Annotated in this window: 14 protein-coding genes; 7 read left to right on the top strand and 7 right to left on the bottom strand. The window is 67.5% G+C overall.

Annotated features, from left to right (window positions below; translation table 11 throughout):
* Positions 1–22: 22 nt before the first annotated feature.
* From AC5RT3_RS00400 to aztB, 5 genes are all read right to left on the bottom strand, one after another.
* Positions 23–562 carry a dihydrofolate reductase family protein gene (locus AC5RT3_RS00400; RefSeq protein WP_494123252.1) on the bottom strand — a complete coding sequence of 180 codons (540 nt, stop codon included), beginning with the start codon at positions 560–562 and terminating at the stop codon, positions 23–25.
* 220 nt (positions 563–782) lie between these two features.
* The gene (gene aztD / locus AC5RT3_RS00395) at positions 783–1,997 is read right to left on the bottom strand and encodes a zinc metallochaperone AztD (RefSeq protein WP_494051141.1); all 1,215 of its coding nucleotides are present in this window, start codon (positions 1,995–1,997) and stop codon (positions 783–785) included.
* 34 nt (positions 1,998–2,031) lie between these two features.
* Positions 2,032–2,970, bottom strand: coding sequence for a zinc ABC transporter substrate-binding protein AztC (aztC, locus tag AC5RT3_RS00390; protein WP_494123251.1), 939 nt, complete (start codon positions 2,968–2,970; stop codon positions 2,032–2,034).
* Positions 2,967–4,172: a YncE family protein gene (locus tag AC5RT3_RS00385; RefSeq protein ID WP_494051143.1), complete on the bottom strand. Its 1,206-nt coding sequence runs from the start codon at positions 4,170–4,172 to the stop codon at positions 2,967–2,969. Before AC5RT3_RS00385 ends, aztC begins: the two co-directional genes overlap by 4 nt.
* Positions 4,153–5,052 carry a zinc ABC transporter permease AztB gene (aztB, locus tag AC5RT3_RS00380; protein WP_494051144.1) on the bottom strand — a complete coding sequence of 300 codons (900 nt, stop codon included), beginning with the start codon at positions 5,050–5,052 and terminating at the stop codon, positions 4,153–4,155. Before aztB ends, AC5RT3_RS00385 begins: the two co-directional genes overlap by 20 nt.
* Before the next feature lie 23 nt (positions 5,053–5,075).
* Between aztB and aztA the strand changes: the two genes are divergently transcribed.
* The 6 genes from aztA (at position 5,076) to AC5RT3_RS00350 (ending at position 15,433) form a co-directional block, all read left to right on the top strand.
* Positions 5,076–5,756, top strand: a complete 681-nt coding sequence (gene aztA / locus AC5RT3_RS00375; RefSeq protein WP_494123250.1) for a zinc ABC transporter ATP-binding protein AztA — start codon at positions 5,076–5,078, stop codon at positions 5,754–5,756.
* Positions 5,757–6,293: 537 nt separating this feature from the next.
* Entirely contained in the window at positions 6,294–8,807 is a 2,514-nt protein-coding gene (locus tag AC5RT3_RS00370) for an Ig-like domain-containing protein (RefSeq protein ID WP_494123249.1), read from the top strand.
* Positions 8,808–8,944: 137 nt separating this feature from the next.
* Complete coding sequence (locus AC5RT3_RS00365; RefSeq protein WP_494051147.1) at positions 8,945–9,967, top strand: extracellular solute-binding protein; 1,023 nt, start codon at positions 8,945–8,947, stop codon at positions 9,965–9,967.
* A complete protein-coding gene (locus AC5RT3_RS00360) occupies positions 9,964–11,655 on the top strand; it encodes an ABC transporter permease (protein ID WP_494123248.1) in 1,692 nt (563 codons plus the stop codon). The genes AC5RT3_RS00365 and AC5RT3_RS00360 overlap by 4 nt, the downstream gene beginning before the upstream one ends.
* Entirely contained in the window at positions 11,652–12,818 is a 1,167-nt protein-coding gene (locus AC5RT3_RS00355) for an ABC transporter ATP-binding protein (RefSeq protein WP_494123247.1), read from the top strand. Before AC5RT3_RS00360 ends, AC5RT3_RS00355 begins: the two co-directional genes overlap by 4 nt.
* A 41-nt stretch (positions 12,819–12,859) precedes the next feature.
* Positions 12,860–15,433 carry an AMP-binding protein gene (locus AC5RT3_RS00350; RefSeq protein ID WP_494123246.1) on the top strand — a complete coding sequence of 858 codons (2,574 nt, stop codon included), beginning with the start codon at positions 12,860–12,862 and terminating at the stop codon, positions 15,431–15,433.
* A gap of 40 nt (positions 15,434–15,473) precedes the next feature.
* On the opposite strand, the gene AC5RT3_RS00345 is transcribed toward AC5RT3_RS00350, so the two are convergent.
* Positions 15,474–15,833, bottom strand: coding sequence for a VOC family protein (locus tag AC5RT3_RS00345; protein WP_494123245.1), 360 nt, complete (start codon positions 15,831–15,833; stop codon positions 15,474–15,476).
* A gap of 228 nt (positions 15,834–16,061) precedes the next feature.
* Entirely contained in the window at positions 16,062–17,480 is a 1,419-nt protein-coding gene (locus tag AC5RT3_RS00340) for an MFS transporter (RefSeq protein ID WP_494123388.1), read from the bottom strand.
* 309 nt (positions 17,481–17,789) lie between these two features.
* Between AC5RT3_RS00340 and AC5RT3_RS00335 the strand changes: the two genes are divergently transcribed.
* The gene (locus AC5RT3_RS00335) at positions 17,790–18,179 is read left to right on the top strand and encodes an Hpt domain-containing protein (RefSeq protein WP_494051152.1); all 390 of its coding nucleotides are present in this window, start codon (positions 17,790–17,792) and stop codon (positions 18,177–18,179) included.
* Positions 18,180–18,193 lie beyond the last annotated feature (14 nt).

Genomic DNA, 18,193 nt, shown 5'->3' with positions numbered 1-18,193 from the left:
CTCCATATGCGCGCCCCTACCCTCAGGCGGCGCCGGCCCGGAGGCGGTAGTTCAGCAGCACGATGCCCGAGGGATAGGGCCGGCACTCCGCCAGTTCCAGCCTTGTCCATTGGCCGAGGCTGCCGAAGAACGGGACGCCGCCACCCAGGATGACCGGGATGACCGCAATCCCCAGCTCATCCAGCAGCCCGGCCTCGATGAACTCCGTTACGAGCTGGCCGCCGCCATAGACACAAATATCCTTGTCTGCCGGAAGCGTGGCCTTCAGCCGGGCCACCAGGTCGCCCGGGTCGCCACTGAACAGGTGTGTGTTCTTGGGTGTGGCAAGGGTTTCGTCATGCGTGACCACGTAGGTGGGGACGGCGGAGCCCCCCACGCCCATGCCGGCCACCTCACGGTAAGTGTTGGCGCCCATGACGTAGGCGCCCGTGCGCTGCTCCGTGGCCGCGAAACCATAGTCCTCAGTCATCGACATGGCGTCATTCAGCCACGACAGGTTCCCGCTGGCCGAGCGGATGTACCCGTCGAGGCTTGCTGCCATTCCGCCGAACACAATGGTCACATCTGCAGACGCTAGGCACTGCTGCCTTCACGGTCAAGAGGACAAGCATTGCGGCGTTGTGATACTCCGCCGGCTCCCCTGCCTGCGTCTTCAGGCGAACGCCCGCTCACCTTGCTCCAGGAGACTGAAATTAAAGGTGAGCGGGCGTCCGCGGGAAATCCGCCATAAGTGAGAGGGCGTCACGGGTTTAGGCGCGAAAGGTGAGAGAGCGTCGCAGGGGTCAGCCGGTGACGCCGGTCAGCTCGTTCGGGGTGTCCTCCAGCGTGCCGGTTCCAGTGACCTTGCCGGACTCGATGTCCACCGCGTGGATGCTGTTGGTCTTCGGGTCCGTGATGAAGGCCGTGTGGCCGTTGACGAAAATCGTGGGCCGAGGCTCCTGCCATTTCAAGGGCTCCTCCCAGGCCGGGATGACCGGGAAGCTGTTGGTCACCTTCGCCGTTTCCGGGTCGATCACGTGCAGGGCACCGTCCGTGCCGAGCACCAGGGCCTCGCCGTGCGGACCGCGGGCCAGGGAGCGGAAGCTGTAGCTGGTGCCCAGGTCTACCAGCGTCAGGGACTTGGATTCGGTGTTGATCAGCGAGATCTGCTCAGGCCGCTCCAGTTCCGCGTCCTTGTCCTGCTTGTAGTCGCCCAGGGTCACCGGAGACTCGTCCGAGCCGGCCTGGTTGCCGATACGGCCGTACTCGGTGGGGCTGTCCAGCTTGGTGATGGCGCCGTCGGCGTAAATGAGGACGCCGGTCTGGCAGCCGATCACCACAGCTTCCCCGGCCGCGGTTGCTTCGCCGTGGACGCCGGGGCAGTCCTCATTGCGGGTGGTTTCCTTGCCGTCCTTGTCCAGTACCACAATGCCGGGGCGTTCTTTGTCGTTCCCCAGCGTGAGGACCAGTTCGCCGTTGGAGAGTTCGACGGCGACCCCGTGGTGGGCTTCTTCCGCCCGGTGGGTTTCAACCTCCGGCTGCCCCGAGGCAAGATCGTCGGATTCGAAGACGGTCACCTCTCCGGTGCCGTCGCTGAAGAGGATGGTCTTGCCCTCGTGCCGGACCACGTGTCCGGGCTTGCTGGTGGGGAACTCGATGTCCGTCATGGCCGGGTCCTGGGCGAAGTGCTTGCCGCCGTCGGACCAGACACCGGTGTCCAGGACTTCGAAGCCCTTGGCCGTGGAGATGATGACGTGGCGCCCGTCGCCGGCCGGGTTGATCCGGTTGAAGCCCTCGATGGGAAAGTCGCCGAGCACCTCGAAGGTTTCGGGATCCAGGACCTGGACGCCGCCGTCGTACGTGGTGACAATCCGCGGGGTGGCCGCGTCAACGGTCGCGGCAGCCGAGGCGGAGGATGCTGTGCTTCCGGCCGGGGTGGCGCCGGCGCAGCCGGTGAGCAGCAGGCCGGCGGCGGCCAGTGCAGCGAGCAGGCGTACGGGCGGGATGCGATGTTGCATGGAGTTTCCTCTTCGTCAGGGGTGCGGGTGGGACTTACGACAGTGCCTTGGTGATGCTTTCGGTGTTTGCACGCATCATGTCCAGGTAGGTGGCGCCGCCGGAATCTGCGGCCCCCAGCGATTCGGTGAACAGCGGGACCACGGCGATGTCCAGGCCCGCTTCGGCGGCAAGGACCTGGGCCAGCCGCTCCGGCTGGGAGGAGTCGGCGAAAATGGCCACCACGCCGGCGGAGCGGATCTTGCCGGTGAGGTCGTTTAGGTCCGCGGAACTCGGCGAGGCCAACGTGGTGCCACTCGGAATCACGGCGCCGATTACCTCGAACCCGAACCGCTGGGCCAGGTAGCCGAAGACGTGGTGGTTGGTGATGAGCTTCCGCTTGGCGGGGCTGATGCCGGCGAAGCTGGCCTCCATGGACGCCTCGAGCTCGTGGAGCTGCTGCACATACGCGGCGGTGTGCGAGTGCACGGTCTCCGCGTCAACGCCGTCTACATGCTCCAGCACGCTGCCGGCAATTGCCTCGGCAGCCTTTGCCACCCGGGAAGGGTCGGTCCAGAAATGCGGGTCCTCCGCGCCGCCGCCACCTTGGCGGGATCCATCAGCGTCGCCGTGCGTGAACGTCAAAGGTTCGACGGCGTCCATCGCCACCACAGTCGGCACGCCTTCAGCCGTGGCTGCTTCCACGTGGTTAAGGACCCCCTCCTCCAGGCCGCCACCGTTATGGACGATCAGGTCCGCGTTCTCGATTACCGCAGCCTGCTTGGCGGAGATGCCGAACGAGTGCGGATCGGCATTGGCTTCCATCAGCACCACCACTTCCGCCTGGTCCCCCACCAGGTTGCGGGTGATGTCGCCCAGGATGTTGGTGGTGACCACCACTGTGGGCCTTTGGGCGGCGACTGCGGAACATCCGCTGAGCGCAAGGCAAAGCACCACAAGTGCGCTGGCAAACCGTGCCAGGACGCCGCGCCTCACAGCCCGGTCTCCATCACGAGGCCGGCGGCAGGCACCTCGAAGGTCCGGGCGATGCGGAGCCCGTCCGCGTAGTCGATCTCGTGGACGACAGAAAGGGCGGGGTCGCTGACGTAGGCGCGGGAGGCGTCAATGAGCAGCTGCGGGACCGCGCTCCCGGCCGGCGCCTCAAGCAGGGGAACCTGGGCGGCCACCTCGCCGGTGGCGGGGTTCAGGGTGAGGAGGGAACCGTCGGCGCCGACCGCCAGCACCCGCTTCCTGTCACCAACAGCCGAGGCTGCGGCAACCGGGACCGGGGAGGCCAGGTGGGTCCAGGTCCGCTTGGACACGTCCAGGTGCCAAACCCCGTCCTCCCCTGCAGGCCCGGCAAGTTCGTTCGAGCCCGGACGGTGCCCAAGGCTCGTCGCGGGCGGATGGCCGGCGCCGCCGTCGGGATATGGAATCCTCTCGACAGCGAAGGCGCCATCTTCCTCGGTGATCAGCAGGGCACCGTCAGAGCAGGCGAACACCACCCCAACACGGGTGGCGGCGTAGCCCGACAGGCCCGCGCAGTCCTGTGCGCCGAGCACGGTGTGGTCCTCCGCGTCACGGACTTCCACCCCGCCTGCCGCGGAACCGGAAGCAACAGTTGCCAGGAAGTGCCCTTCGTACGGCACCACGATGCCGTCATGCGGAGTGCTGGTTATCCGTGCAGACTCCGCCACGGTGCCGGCGTCAAGGTCCTTGTGCCTGTACACGGAGGCGTAGCCGCCGGATGTTGAGAAGACCGTGATGGATGTGCCGTCTCCGGCCATTGCCCCGGCCTCCGGCACCGCCAGGGTTCCAACCAGGCCGGGTTCGGCGCTGTAGTAGTGCACATGGTCTCCGTGGTCCACGGTCCAGGCCCCGGTATCGAAGACCTGCACGCCGTCCGCCGTGGTGAGCAGGGCGTAGCGGCCGTCCTGGTAGGCGGCGTCGATGCGGCCGTGGCTGCCGGCGTCGGACGTTTTCCCGGTGAGCAGGGAGAGCAGCTGCCCCTCCCCCGTTTCCCGGTTGAAGGTGAGCAGGCCGGTCTGCGGCTCAGGGTTTTCCTGCGCCCCGGCGACGTAGCCGTGCGGGGTGGCGGTTTCGTCCGGCTGCGGTTCGGCGCCGGTCGGGGCGCACGCGGACAGCAGCAGTGGAAGGCCGAGCAGGAGGGCGGACAGTTTAGGCGTGGTGCGGGGCACGGGGAAGCGGTTCCATTTCTAGCGAGGGGAATGGTTCGACGGCGGGCGCAGGCCCGGTGCCAGGCTTGCGGCGGACTGCGGCGCGGGCCAGGGCGGAGACGAAGTAGGACAGGGCGGCCACCAGGGCGATGGTGGCGCCGGCGGCAGTGGATGCGTACCAGGAGATCCAGAGGCCAGCCACAACACTGGCGGCGCCAATGAGGGAGCCGAGGATCATCACGGTCCTGATGGACGTGGCCCAGACCAGCGCGGCGGCGGGCGGGGCGATGAGCAGCCCGAACACCAACAGCGTCCCCACCACCTGGAAGGACGAGGCGACGGCCAGGGTGACCAGGCAAAGCAGCACGAAGTGGGTCAGCCGGGGACGCAACCCCAGGCTGGCGGCCTTCTGCGGGTTGAACGCCGCCGCCAGGAAGGCCCGGTGGAACACGGCCGCAAGCGCCAGGACCACGAGGCCGACGACGGCGAGCACAAGGATGTCATCCGTTCCGACGGCCAGGACGTCGCCGAACAAAGTCCCGGTGAGGTCCACGGCGAAGGAGCCGGAGGCAGACACGATGATTACGCCGGTGGAGAGCATGATGACGAACAGCAGGCCGATGGCGGTGTCCTGCGAGATGCGCCGGTTCCGGGTAATCGCGGAGACACCGGCCGCCGTCGCCGCCGCGCTAAGGGCCGCGCCCACGATCAGGTTTCCGCCCACCAGCGCCGCAATGGCGATGCCGGGCAGCAGTCCGTGGGACATGGCATCGCCCAGGAACGCCATGCCGCGCACCACCACCCAGGTTCCGACGACGGCGCACACCACCGCCACCAGGCCGCCGCCCAGGAGGGCGCGCTGCACGAATGAGGCATTCAGGGGATCAAGTAACCATTCCATCGCGGTTCATCGTACAGTATTAAATGAGACTCATTCGCAACAAGAAAGGCGGCGCCGTGCAGACGCTGACACTCAGCGGAGTGGGGTTTGCGTACCCCGACAGGCAGGTGCTGGAGGACGTGTCGCTGGCCCTCGCGCCGGGAACCCACACGGTCCTGACAGGCCGGAATGGATCCGGGAAGTCAACGCTGCTGGCCCTGGCGGCCGGGGTCCTCAAGCCTGGGCGGGGCACGGTGCAGGCCGCCGCCCGTCCGGCGTTCGTCATCCAGCACACCAGGATGCCCGAGTCCATGCCGTGCACCGTCCGCCAGGCAGTGGAGATGGGACGGTGGCCGCACCGGCGCGGACTGCTCCCCCTGCTGCGGACTGACCGGCAGAAGGTGTCCGACGCCATGGAACGGATGGGAATTGCGGACCTGGCAGGCCGGCAGCTGCAGGAGCTCTCCGGCGGGCAGCGGCAGCGGACCCTGATTGCCCAGGGGCTGGCGCAGGAGTCACCCATCCTGATCCTCGATGAGCCGACGGCGGGGCTGGACAGCAGGGCGCACGGGCTGATCCGCACGGCTGTCCAGGATGAGCTGCGGCGCGGGGTGACCGTGCTGGAATCGAACCACGACGCCGGGGACATCGGCCGGGCGGACAGGGTGGTGATGCTCGACGGCGGCCGGGTCGCCGCGGATTCGCAGGCGGGCCAAGGCCGTTAAGGAAAGTATCCGCCGGCGCCCCGGGGGAGGCGCCGGCGGACGTTTTGAGACCTCGGGATGATTCCCGTTGACTGTCCCCCCAGCCCGGCTGGCCGGGCAGTGCCGCACACTGCTACACGGCGTGCCAATACTGTCGCCCCTGCTCCTCAAGAAAGGGTCAAGGCGAGCGCAAGACTTTGCGATTTCTGCGCCCTGCCCGACCGCCCGCGTTTTTCCGCGTGCAGTATAGGGACATCGATTGGGAAAACCCCGGTATGTTTCGGATGTGCCTCCGGCAATGAGGAACAAACCCGGGAATCAGCGGTGTCAGTCCTAGGCCCGGGAGCAAAATTGGCGAACTTTCCATTTCTTCGTAAGAACATGCGTGGCAGACACTCCAGGGGTTCCTGGGCACAGGTAAGGCGGGGGGATGATCATCCGACTGTTCATCGCCGGCGCCGGCCCGATCTGCGGCTCTACACGTTACTGACAGCGCTCCTGGTGGTCTTGGGCGGCGTCCTGGTGGCACCCGTTCCGGCGAGTGCTGAAACAGGGGATGTGGGGGTTGAAGGTCCCTCGCATGCGGGAACGGGAACGCCGACGGGTACCAAGCGCGCGAACAGTTCCCTGTGGTTCAACGACGGGACCTGGTGGGGGAACCTGTGGAACGCTGCCACCTCAGATTTTGAAATCTTCCGGTTCGACCCGGCGACGAACTCGTGGGCCAGTACCGGAGTGATGACCGAAACGCGGGCAAATACGCATCATGACGTGCTGTGGGACGGGAAAACCCTGTACGTCGCCAGCTACCGGTTCGTAAACGACGGGCTGCCGGCCGAGCCGGGATTTCCAACGAACATGCGCCGCTACAGCTACGACGCCGGCGCAGATAAATATACGCTGCTGGGTTCCACGCAAATCAACAACTCCAAAGTTGAACTCCTGACCATCGACAAGGATTCGACCGGACGGGTATGGGCCACGTGGCAGCAGGGCAACCAGATCTACCTCAATGTCACCGGCACGGACGGCGCCACGTGGGGAACCCCGTTCGCGCATCCTTCGGCGCTCGGCAACGTTTCCGTGGACGACACGTCGGCCCTGATCGCGTTCGACGGAAACAAGATGGGCCTGATGTGGAGCCGGCAGATCGGGGATGCCACCGACGGCGTCTACTGGAGCTACCACATTGATGGAGCGGCGACCTCAGAGTGGACCGCGCCTGTTGCAGCCGTGTCCGGGCTGCGCAGCGGTGACGACCACATCTACCTGAAATGGCTGGATGCCTCCGCGGGCGGAAGGGTTTTCGCTGCCATCAAAACGTCCTATACATCTGCGTCCCAGCCGTCGATCCAGCTGCTGGCATTGAACGGCACCACGTGGAGCGCGCACACCATAGCGACGGTATCGGAATGTCCCAACCGAGTGATCATCCTGATCGATGAATACGCGCAGAGGGTCCGCACCTTCGCCACCTACCCGAAGCCCAGTGGCACCACGGAGGCCGGGGTGTGCAGCACCTCCGGCGGAGCGATCTACGAGAAGTCCACGCCGCTGGACACTATCAGCTTCACTACTGAGAAGACGGCCCGCATCGTGGATGCCGACCAGTATGCGCACAACGTGACCTCGACCAAGCAGAACGTCAACAGCGCGGCCTGGGGAACTGCCAACAGCGGCCTGCTGGTGCTCGCCGATGTGAATGCCACAAGCCGGTACTGGCACTACTTTGACCCCACCGGAGGCACCGGCGGCAGCACTGACACCACGCCTCCAACGGTGACGGCCACGGCTCCCGCTGCCGGTGCCACCGGCGTGACAGTGACGGCGAATGTGACGGGGACATTCTCGGAGGGCATGGACGCGGCGACGGTTACGTCGAGCACGTTCATGCTGCGTGCAGGCACGACGGCGGTGCCGGCCACTGTGACGTACAACGGCACGGACAGGGTTGCGACGTTGAACCCCGGTGCGGACCTGGCGGCCGGCACTCAATACACGGCGACGATCAAGGGTGGCAACAGCGGGGTGAAGGACGCCGCCGGCAACGCGTTGGCAACTGACAGGACGTGGACTTTCACCACGGCCGCAGCCGGGCCCGTGCAGTCCCCCATCGCCGCCAAGGCGGAGTCTCTGAACGGCGCCCTTGGAGCAGCCACCACGCCGGAGGTGTACGGTCTCAAGGACAACGGCGGATATCAGTGTTTTGAACGCGGCTGCATCATGTACTCGCCGGCATCAGGCGCCCACGTCACCCTGGGCGCGATCCGTGAGAAGTGGGCGTCCACAGGGTTTGAGAACGGCGCGCTGGGCTACCCGGTCAGCGACGAAATTGGCGGACTCAAGGACGGTGGAGTCTTCCAGAACTACCAGGGCGGCGCGATTATCTACTCGCCGGCAACCGGGGCCCACATCTCTGTCGGGCCAATCCGTGAGAAGTGGGCGTCCACAGGGTTTGAGAACGGCGCGCTGGGCTACCCGGTCAGCGACGTCGTAGGCGGACTCAAGGACGGCGGGGCCTTCCAGAACTACCAGCGCGGCAGCATCATCTACTCGCCGACGGCAGGGGCCCACATCTCCATCGGCGCAATCCGCGAGAAGTGGGCGTCCACAGGATTCGAAAACGGCAGGCTCGGCTATCCTGTCACCGACGAAATTGGTGGCCTTAAAGACGGAGGGGTCTTCCAGAACTACGAGCGAGGCGCCATCATCTACTCGCCGACAACAGGTGCCCACATCTCCATTGGGGCAATCCGCGACCGGTGGGCAGCCACGGGCTTCGAAAACGGCAGGCTCGGCTACCCGGTCACCGACGATATAGGCGGCCTCAAGGATGGCGGGGTCTTCCAGAACTACCAGGGCGGCGCCATCATCTGGTCTGCGAAGACCGGGGCCCAGATCTCCGTCGGGGCCATTCGCACCATCTGGGCCTCCACCGGGTACGAATCGGGCCGCCTCGGCTACCCCACAAGTGGTGAATACGCCACAGGCAATGACGGAAGCGTGGCCCAGGACTACCAGGGTGGCGTCATCCATGTGGGCCCGGGCGGTTACCACATTGCCTGGCGGTAAGCGGTAGGGAGGAGCTCGAAGCAGCACGGGGGTCCCGCAAGTTAATAATTTCAAGGTAATACGCCGAATTAAGATAGCCTTACCTTGCTAAATTACCTTGCGGGAACCCCGCCCCCATGTGAGAAGAGCCCCCCTCCGTGCCCATTCGACGCCTGATCGCAGCCACCGCAAGCTTTGCCGCCGTCGCGGCCGCCCTGACAGGCTGCGGCATCATCGGCGGCCAGCCGGCCGATCTTCAGATCTACTCCGCACGCCACTACGACCTTGAGGGCGCGTTCGGTGAGTTCACCGACGAGACCGGCATTTCCGTGGAGTTCATCACCGGCGACGACGCAGAGCTCCTGGAACGCCTCAAGGCCGAGGGCGAGGACAGCCCGGCTGACGTGTTCATGACCGTGGACGCCGGCAACCTGTGGAACGCCGCGCGCCAGGACGAACTCGCCGCCGTCGACTCCGCCGCGCTTAACGAGGCCGTCCCCGAGGACCTCCGCGACCCGCAGGGCCGGTGGTTCGGCCTGGCCATGCGGGCCCGCACCGTCACCTACAACCCGGACACCGTGGATCCCGCCGAGTTCGACGCCGCGGACACCTATGCCGGACTGGCCGATCCCAAGTGGAAGGGACGGCTGTGCATGCGCGATTCCACTTCTTCCTACACCCAGTCGCTGGTGGCCAGCCTGATCGACCTGCACGGCCGCGAAAAGGCCCTGGAGATCGCCAAGGGCTGGGTGGCCAACGAGGTGCAGATCATGAGCAACGACGTCCTGCTGCTGGAAGCCATCGACGCCGGAACCTGTGACGTGGGCATCAACAACCACTACTACCTGGCCCGCACGCTGGAGGAGAAGCCGGACTTCAAGGTGGACCTCCACTGGGCCAGCCAGCAGGGCGCAGGCACCCACGTCAACATTTCCGGCGCCGGCCTCGTCGCGGGTTCGGACAACGCCGAGGACGCCCAGCGGCTCATCGAATGGCTCGCCACCAAGGGACAGAACGCGTTCGTGGACGCCAACCACGAGTTCCCCGTCAACCCCGCGGCCAAGCCCGAACCGGTCATCGCAGGATTCGGTGAGTTCAAGCGGATGCCGCTGAACGCTGAAGCCTACGGCGACCTCAACGCCGAAGCAGTCGACCTGCTCGCCGAGGCCGGATACAAATGACCGAAACGGCGGTCCTCGCGCAGTCGAGGGCGCCGAAGCGCCGTCCCGGCCGGACGGCCGGTGCCGGCCGCCCGGCGTGGTCCGCCCTGGTGGCCCTGGTGGCCGCCGTGGTTGCCACGCCCGTACTCGCCGTGGTCCTCGACGGCCTTGGCAGCCTGGGCAGCACCGCGCCCCCGCGCGGACTTGCCGGCATGGTGGCCACCACCCTGCTCCTGATGGGCGGCGTGGCCGCGGGATCGCTGCTGGTGGGTGGCGGCCTGGCCTGGCTGGTGACCGCCTACCGTTTCCCGCTGCGCAATGTCTTTGTCTGGCTGCTGGTCCTGCCGCTGGCCGTGCCCGCCTACATCCTGGGCTTCGTATTCCTGTCCGTCTTCGACGTGTCCGGACCGGTGCAGTCGGCCCTCCGCGGCTTCCTGGGCGCGGACATCTGGGTGCCCGAAGTCCGCTCCCTTCCGGGCGCCGTGCTGGTGATGTCCCTGTCCCTCTACCCCTACGTCTACCTGCTGGCCCGCACGGCGCTCCTGGAGCACTCCCCCGGCACCTATGACGCGGCCCGCACCCTCGGCGCCGGGCAGGGCCGGACGCTGCGCCGGGTCCTGCTCCCGCTGGCCCGGCCGTCGCTGGCCGCCGGCATGTCCCTGGTGATGATGGAGACGCTGACGGACTTCGCCACGGTGCAGTACTTCAACGTCCAGACCGTCTCCGTGGGGGTCTACCTGGTCTGGAAGGGCACCTTCAACTTCCATGCGGCCACGCAGCTGGCGGTCCTGGTCCTGCTGTTCGCCGTCGCGGTCCTGGCTGCCGAGCGGGCGCTGCGCGGCCGGGCGCGCTACCACCGGCAGGGCGGCCGCGGGCAGGGCCTGCAGCCCAAGCGGCTCGAGGGCGGCCGTGGCTGGGCAGCCACGGCCTTATGCACGGCAGCCGTCAGCACCGGCTTCCTGATCCCCGTCATCCAGCTCCTGGCCTGGGCCGTCGGCGGAGCGGCCAAGAACCCGGGCTTCCTGGCAGATCCCCGTTTCGGCGAGTACATCCTCAACACGCTCCTGGTCTCCGCGGTCACCGCCGCGGCCTGCGTTGTCCTGGCGATGACGGTGGGACACGGAGTGCGCCTGAACGGTGGACGCTTCGCCTCCTCCGCGGCACAGGTGACCACGTTCGGCTACGCAGTCCCCGGCGCCGTGGTGGGCATCGGCGTGCTCATCTCCTTCGCCGCGCTGGACACCGCCCTGGAGCGGGCCGGTGTTCCCGGCGGCACCGGGCTGCTCGTGACCGGCTCGGTGCTGGGCATCCTCTACGCCTACGTGATCCGGTTCCTCGCCCCTGCCTACCAGGCCGTGGACGCCAGCTTCACGAAGATCCCGGCAACCATCACCTCCTCCGCCCTCAGCCTCGGCGCCGGCCCGCGCCGCGTCCTGGCGCGCGTGCACTTCCCCCTGGCACGCTCCGGAATTGCCGTGGCCCTGATGCTGGTGGCGATCGACGCCGTCAAAGAACTGCCCATCGTGCTGCTCCTGCGCCCTTTCGGCTTCACCACGGCCTCCGTCTGGGTCTATGAGCTGGCGCGGGAAAACTTCTGGGAGAAGGCCTCGCTGCCCGCGCTGGTCATTGTCGCGGCCGCCATCCTCCCCGTCCTCGTCCTTGTCAGGCAGGCCCGCCGGGCTGAGATTGACCGAAAGGCCCGCCCATGACCATCCGTGCGAGTATCAGGGCGCACCGGGCACCGCGTGCCGAGAACGACGGCGGGGCTCCCGCTGCGCTGGTGTTTGAAGGCGTCAGCAAGCACTACGGCCCGGCCGTGGGCGTGGAATCCGTGGACCTGGCAATCGCGGCCGGCGAACTGGTGACCCTGATCGGCCCGTCCGGCTGCGGCAAGTCGACCACGCTCCGGCTCGCTGCCGGCCTGGAACGCCCGAACGCGGGCACCATCCGGGTTGCCGGCGACGTGGTGGCCGACCAGAGCCGGTTTGTCTACCCCGAGCAGCGCCGGGTGGGCCTGGTGTTCCAGGACTACGCCCTGTTCCCCCACATGACCGTGGCCGGGAACGTCGAGTTCGGCCTGGACCGGCTGGGCCGCGGCGAGCGCCGGGCCCGGACCGGCGAAGTACTGGACCTCGTCCGGCTCTCCCACCTGGCGGACCGCTACCCGCACGAGCTTTCCGGCGGCGAGCAGCAGCGCGTGGCGCTGGCCCGCGCGCTAGCCCCGCGGCCCGCCGTCGTACTCCTCGATGAGCCGTTCTCCAGCCTGGACGAATCCCTGCGGGCCCAGGTCCGTCGGGACACCGTGGCAACGCTCAAGGAGGCCGGCACCACCGGCGTCCTGGTGACCCATGACCAGACCGAGGCGCTGTCCGTGGGAACCCGGGTGGTGGTGATGCGCGGCGGCGTCATCGAGCAGGCGGACACTCCGGAAAAGGTGTTTGAACAGCCGGCCACCCGCTTTGTCGCCTCGTTCATGGGCGACGCCGATTTCCTCCCGGCCAAGGTGCACCGAGCCCTGCTGACCTGTGAGATCGGCGTCGTCTCCACGGTCCCCGGGTGGGCCGATGCCGATGTGGACGTTGATGTGGTGCTGCGGCCGCACGAGGTGGCGCTGCTCCCCGATCCGGCCTCCCCGGCCCGGGTGTCCGCCGTCGAGTACCACGGCGCGTTCGTGCTGCACTACGTGACGCTGGCCTCCGGGCGGACCCTGCGGTCCTGGCAGCCGCACAGCGTCCGCCATCCGGTGGGCACAGCGGTTGCCGTGACAGTGGCGGCGGGCACCACGCCCACGCTGCTGCTCGGTGACACCGCCGTTACCTCCCCGCCTCCCGGCAGTTCCCTTCGGCAGCGCTCATCCGAGCCTGCAGCTTAGTTAGGCCCTTCCATGTCTCTTCACCCCAGCAGGGCTGCGCTGTGATCGCGCAGCCCGAACTCGCCCGGGTCGCGTTCACCGACCTCGCCCGGCACGGCGGCCGCCCGGCGGTCCTCACCGCTGACGGCACCCTAACCTACAGCGAGCTTGCAGCCCTGGTGGACCAGACTGCTGCCAGGCTGGGAACCGAACGCCGGCTGGTGGTGCTGGCCGCCGGCAACGACCTGGACTCCCTGGTGGGCTACCTTGCCGCACTCTCGGGCGGCCATCCGCTCCTGCTGGCCCCGGCGGACAAGCCCGAGGCCCTGGCCTCCCTGGTCAACGCCTACGACCCCGACGCGCTGCTGTGGCCCGGCGGCGGCGACGGCACGCCCATGCTCCAGGAGCGTCGGACCGGCACCCGGCATGACCTGCACCCGGACCTGGCGCTGCTGCTCAGCACCTCAGGTTCAACGGGTTCGCCGAAACTGGTCCGGCTCTCGCACACCAACCTCTCCGCGAACGCCGAGGCGATCGCCGAGTACCTGCACATCGGCCCAGACGACCGGGCCGCCACCACGCTCCCCCTGCATTACTGCTACGGCCTCTCCGTGGTCAACAGCCACCTGACCCGCGGGGCGGGGCTGGTCCTCACCGACCTTTCCGTGGTGGACCCCTGCTTCTGGGACCTGTTCCGGGACCAGCACGCCACCTCCTTCGCCGCCGTTCCCTATACGTTCGACCTCCTGGAGCGGGTGGGGTTCGCGGACAAGGAGCTGCCGCGGCTGCGCTACGTCACCCAGGCCGGCGGGCGGCTGGCGCCTGAGAAGGTCCGGTCCTGGGCCGAGACCGGGCAGCGCCGCGGCTGGGACCTCTTCGTCATGTACGGGGCCACCGAGGCCACCGCCCGGATGGCCTACCTGCCCCCGGACCTGGCTGCCCAGCACGCGGAGACCATCGGCGTCCCGGTGCCGGGCGGCACGTTCCGGATCGACCCCGTGGAGGACCTGGCGGACGGGGAACTGGTCTACACGGGCCCCAACGTCATGCTCGGCTACGCCGAGTCCCCTGCCGACCTGTCTTTGGGCCGGGAAATCCACGAACTGCGGACCGGAGACCTGGCACGCCAGCAGGAGAACGGCCTGTACCAGGTGGTGGGCCGGCGCAGTCGGTTCGTGAAAATCGTTGGCCTGCGCGTGGACCTGGGGCAGGTGGAGCGGATCCTCGCCGGCATGGGCATTACCGCGGCCGCGGCCGGCACCGATGACCTGCTCGTCGCCGCCGTCGAAGGCGAGCACGACGGCGGCATGCTCGCCAAAGTCCTGGCCGGCAGCCTGGGGCTGCCGCGCGCCGCCGTCGTGGTCCACCCCGTGGAGCAGCTCCCGCGCCTGGCAACCGGCAAGATCGACTACCCGGCGGTCCGCTCCCTGGGCGTGGCTGAGACCAACCTTGTTCCGGACAGCACCCGGCCCGCCGCGGCTGTCCCCGCAGCTGCTGGTTCCGGGGCGGCGCGGGAGGCCCAGGCCGACATCCGGCAGATCTTCATGGACGCCCTGGAGCGCGAGAGCGTGGCGGATGACGACACGTTCGTCTCCCTCGACGGCGACTCGCTGTCCTACGTGGCGGTCTCTGTCCGGCTGGAAAGCGTGCTGGGGAAGCTGCCCTCCGACTGGCACCTGCTGCCCGTCAAGGAGCTGGAACGCCGGCGCCCGGCACGCAACAAGAGGCGCTTCCTGTCGTTCTTGGAGACCTCCCTGGTGGTCCGGGCGGCGGCCATCGTGTGCGTGGTAGCCACCCATGTGGAGCTGTTCACCTTCCAGACCGCGCACCTGCTCTTCGCTGTGGCCGGCTACAACTTCGCCCGGTTCCAGCTGGCCGAGCAGCGCGTTCCGCGGCTGCGGCGCCAATTCCGCGGGCTGGCCCGCATCGTGGTGCCGTCCGTGCTGTTCATCGCCGTGGCATACCTGCTGACAGACCACTACACCGTGGCGAACATCTTCCTGCTGAACGCCATGGTGGGCCCGGAGCAGGTGACAACCCAGTGGCACTTCTGGTTCGTGGAACTGCTGGTGTACATCCTGCTGGCGGTGGGAGCGCTGATGGCCATCCCCTGGGTGGACCGGTGGGAGCGCCGGGCGCCGTTCCTTTTCGCGCTGGGCCTGGTGGCCGTTGCGCTGCTGAGCCGGTACGACCTGGTGGATCCCGGCCTGCCCAAGCCCCCGCCCGTGTTCTGGATCTTCGCGCTGGGCTGGGCCCTGGCACGCGCCCGCACCAACCTCCACCGGCTGACGGTATCCCTGATCACCGTGCTGACCCTGCCCGGGTTCTTCAACAGCACGGTGCGGGAGGTCACCGTGGCCGCCGGAATCCTGCTGCTCGCGTGGGTGCCGGCGCTGCCGGTGCCGGCCCTGCTCCGCCGAGTGACGGGGTGGCTGGCCGCGGCCTCCCTTTACATCTACCTCACCCACTGGCTGGTCTACCCGGTGCTGCTTCCGGTCAGCCAAGTGCTGGCGGTGGCCGGATCCCTGGTGTTCGGGGTGGGCTACTGGGCGCTCTGCCGGTGGGTCCCTGGGGCCTGGACGGCGCGGAAGACCTGGGGCCGGGGCCGCGTCGCCCTCCCCGGCACCAGTCCCTGACGCCCGCTCCCATCCGGGCGTTTCACGCCCAATCCCGCGCTCACGTTGCCGGCGGTTGGTGCAGGCCAAAGGCCGAGCCCTGATCGTCCCTACACAGCTTGAACCTGCCGTACTCCGCGGCGCTGCTGTCGCGGTCGCCCAGGTCCGTGTCGTCCACGGAGCCGCCAAGTTCCCGCACCCGTGCAAGCGCCGCGTCCAGGTTGTCCACCCTGAAGAACAGGTAAGGCGACGCACCGGGGTCACCGCCATGGATGCCCCCTGGGATTCCGGCCTTATGGATGGAGAATCCGTTACCGGACGGTCCCGGGCTCAGGTCCCAGCCAAAAAGTTCCCCGTAGAATCGCTTGCCCCGCTCGGCGTCCTCCACGCCGATTTCAAAGAACACAGGTTCACCGGACATGTGTGCCTCCTCTGTTTGCATGCTGGAGCAAGAACCCTAGTCCTTTCGTGGCATGCCGGACAGTGGCGGGGCGAATTTCCGGCGAAAGTGGGGCACATTCGCACGGACACGCCGGAACTAGAGGGGACCAACACCGCGGCAGGCGGCCAATGTGCCCCAGGACGGAGAACCAGAAAGTACGACGGCGGCCGCGGCCACCGCGTCGTCCCTCGCCGGAAAGGTGGGGCCTTAGCCCTCAGCGGGCTCGGATGCCTTTGCCTCCTCGGCCGCCTCGGCATACTCGGCCGAGACCCGCCGGTAGACCGGGGTGAAGAATGCCAGCACCGCGGCGATGACCATGATGATCCCGGCCACCAGGAACACCAGGGCGATGCCGCGGGACGTGCCCTCGCCCAGCAGCGGCGCCAACTGGGCCGCCCCTTCGGTGGAACGCGCGTACGGGATGATCCAGAACTGGGCGATCGGCGCGATAAGGAACGCTGTGATGGGCGCTGCCGCCGACTCGAAGGCCATGGCGAAGCCGAACACCCGGCCCTGCTTGGGCAGCGGCACCACCTGCTGGATGACCGTCTGCTCGGCCGCCTCCACCACGGGCACCAGGGTCAGATACAGCCAGATGCCCAGAACGTACAGCCAGGCCCACTCGCGCAGAGTGAACACCGCGCCGAGGAACCCCATCGCCACGACGGCAAAGAGCAGGGTCCGCAGCGGGTTGGCGCCGAGCCCGAACTTGCCGATCAGTGCCCCGCCCACCAGGAACCCGCTGGAGCCCACCGCCAGGAAGATGCCCCACAGCTCCACGGGGAACATCTCCAGGCCGTACGGGTCCATGAGTGCCATGTACACGCCGCCGATGAAGTTGTTGAACGTGGAGAACAAGATCAGCGCGAACAGCCCGCCGATGGCCAGGACTGCGGCGAGGGCGCCCCGGAGGTCGAAGCCGCCCTGGGCATCCGTTGCAGCCGCCCGCACTTCCTCGGGCATGTGCAGGGTGAGCAGGTGCGCGAAGGCGAGCGCCGTGAGGACGATGGCGACGGCGATGGTCCAGCCCATGCCCAGCAGCCCCACCGACAGCCCGGACAGCACCGAGGTGACCAGGAACATCAGCCCCTGCACCATGCCCACCATCCCGTTCGCGTTGGCCCGCCGGTCCGGTTCGATGAGGATGGTGACGGTTGTGGACAGGGCAATGTTGCGCAGGTTCTCCACCACGGCGCCCACCAGGATGATCATGGTGAAGAGCCAGAACCAGGGCTGCCCCAGGTCCAGCAGCTGGGCTTCGGGTGTCAGCAGGAACATCACGCCGGACAGTACGAACATCAGCAACGTGAAGACGGCGGCGAAGCGCATCACGGCCAGCTTGCGGTACCGGTCCACGAACGTGCCAAAGCTGATGCTGGAGAGCGCAATCAGCAACATGTACGCACCGCCCACCACACCGGTGGCGATCACGTTGCGGGTCTCCAGGTACACCCAGAACGTCAGGGCGAACCACAGGTAGCTGGTGGTGATGTTGGCGACCCCCGTGTTGACCAGGATCCCCAGGAATGTGCGGGACCGTTGCTTCGGAGTCCGCACAGAGGTATCGACGGCGCCAGGATCGGCGAGGCGCGCGGCCTCGCCTTCCCCGTCCACCGCGTGAGCCATGGCGGGGTCGTCCGAAAAGCCTGCCCCGCCGTCGGGAGTAACTGCAGCACGGCCCCCGGCCGGTTCCTGCTCAGTCATGCGTCCCAGTGTAGTGAGAAGGAACCGGCGGCACACGGGGAAAAGCCCCCAATAAATTGGACACGCCTTCCAAGAGGTGGAGCCCCGGCCGGACGGAAAACTCGAGTACCCACTACTCGTGTCCTGCGTACCGCATGGCCGTAGCGTCCTTTCTAGGCCTGGGGGCAGTCAGCGGTTCTTCTTCATGACGGGGAGGAGGGCCACTCGCTCCTGGTGAAGGGACAACTGCCGATGCAGGACGAAAACCTCCCCCGGCCCCTCCTTGACCCGTCCGTGCTCCAACGGCTGCGCGCCGAACTGGACGACGACGAGAGCATCTGGCGGGTCTTCGTGGAGAACTACATCAAGGAACTGCCCATAAGGACCGAGCGCTTGCGGCTGACACTGACCACCGGGGACCTGCGCGGCGCGATGGATGCAGTGCTCAGCCTGAAAACCTCCAGCCAGATGGTGGGCGCCGAACGCCTGGCCGGCCTGGCGTTGAACCTTGAAAAGGGGCTGCGCCAGGACTCCTCCCGCGCCGATCCCGGCGTTGAGCTCCCCCACCTGGCGGCAGCCCACCTGCGGCGGATCATGCAGTGCAGCAAACAGACCATGTATGCCCTCCGTGCGCAGTTCTGACATGGACAGCAAGA

The organism is Arthrobacter sp. Y3221159 (genome assembly GCF_059089885.1).
The sequence above is the reverse complement of the archived record's forward strand: the minus strand, read 5'-3'. Positions and strand labels throughout refer to the sequence as shown.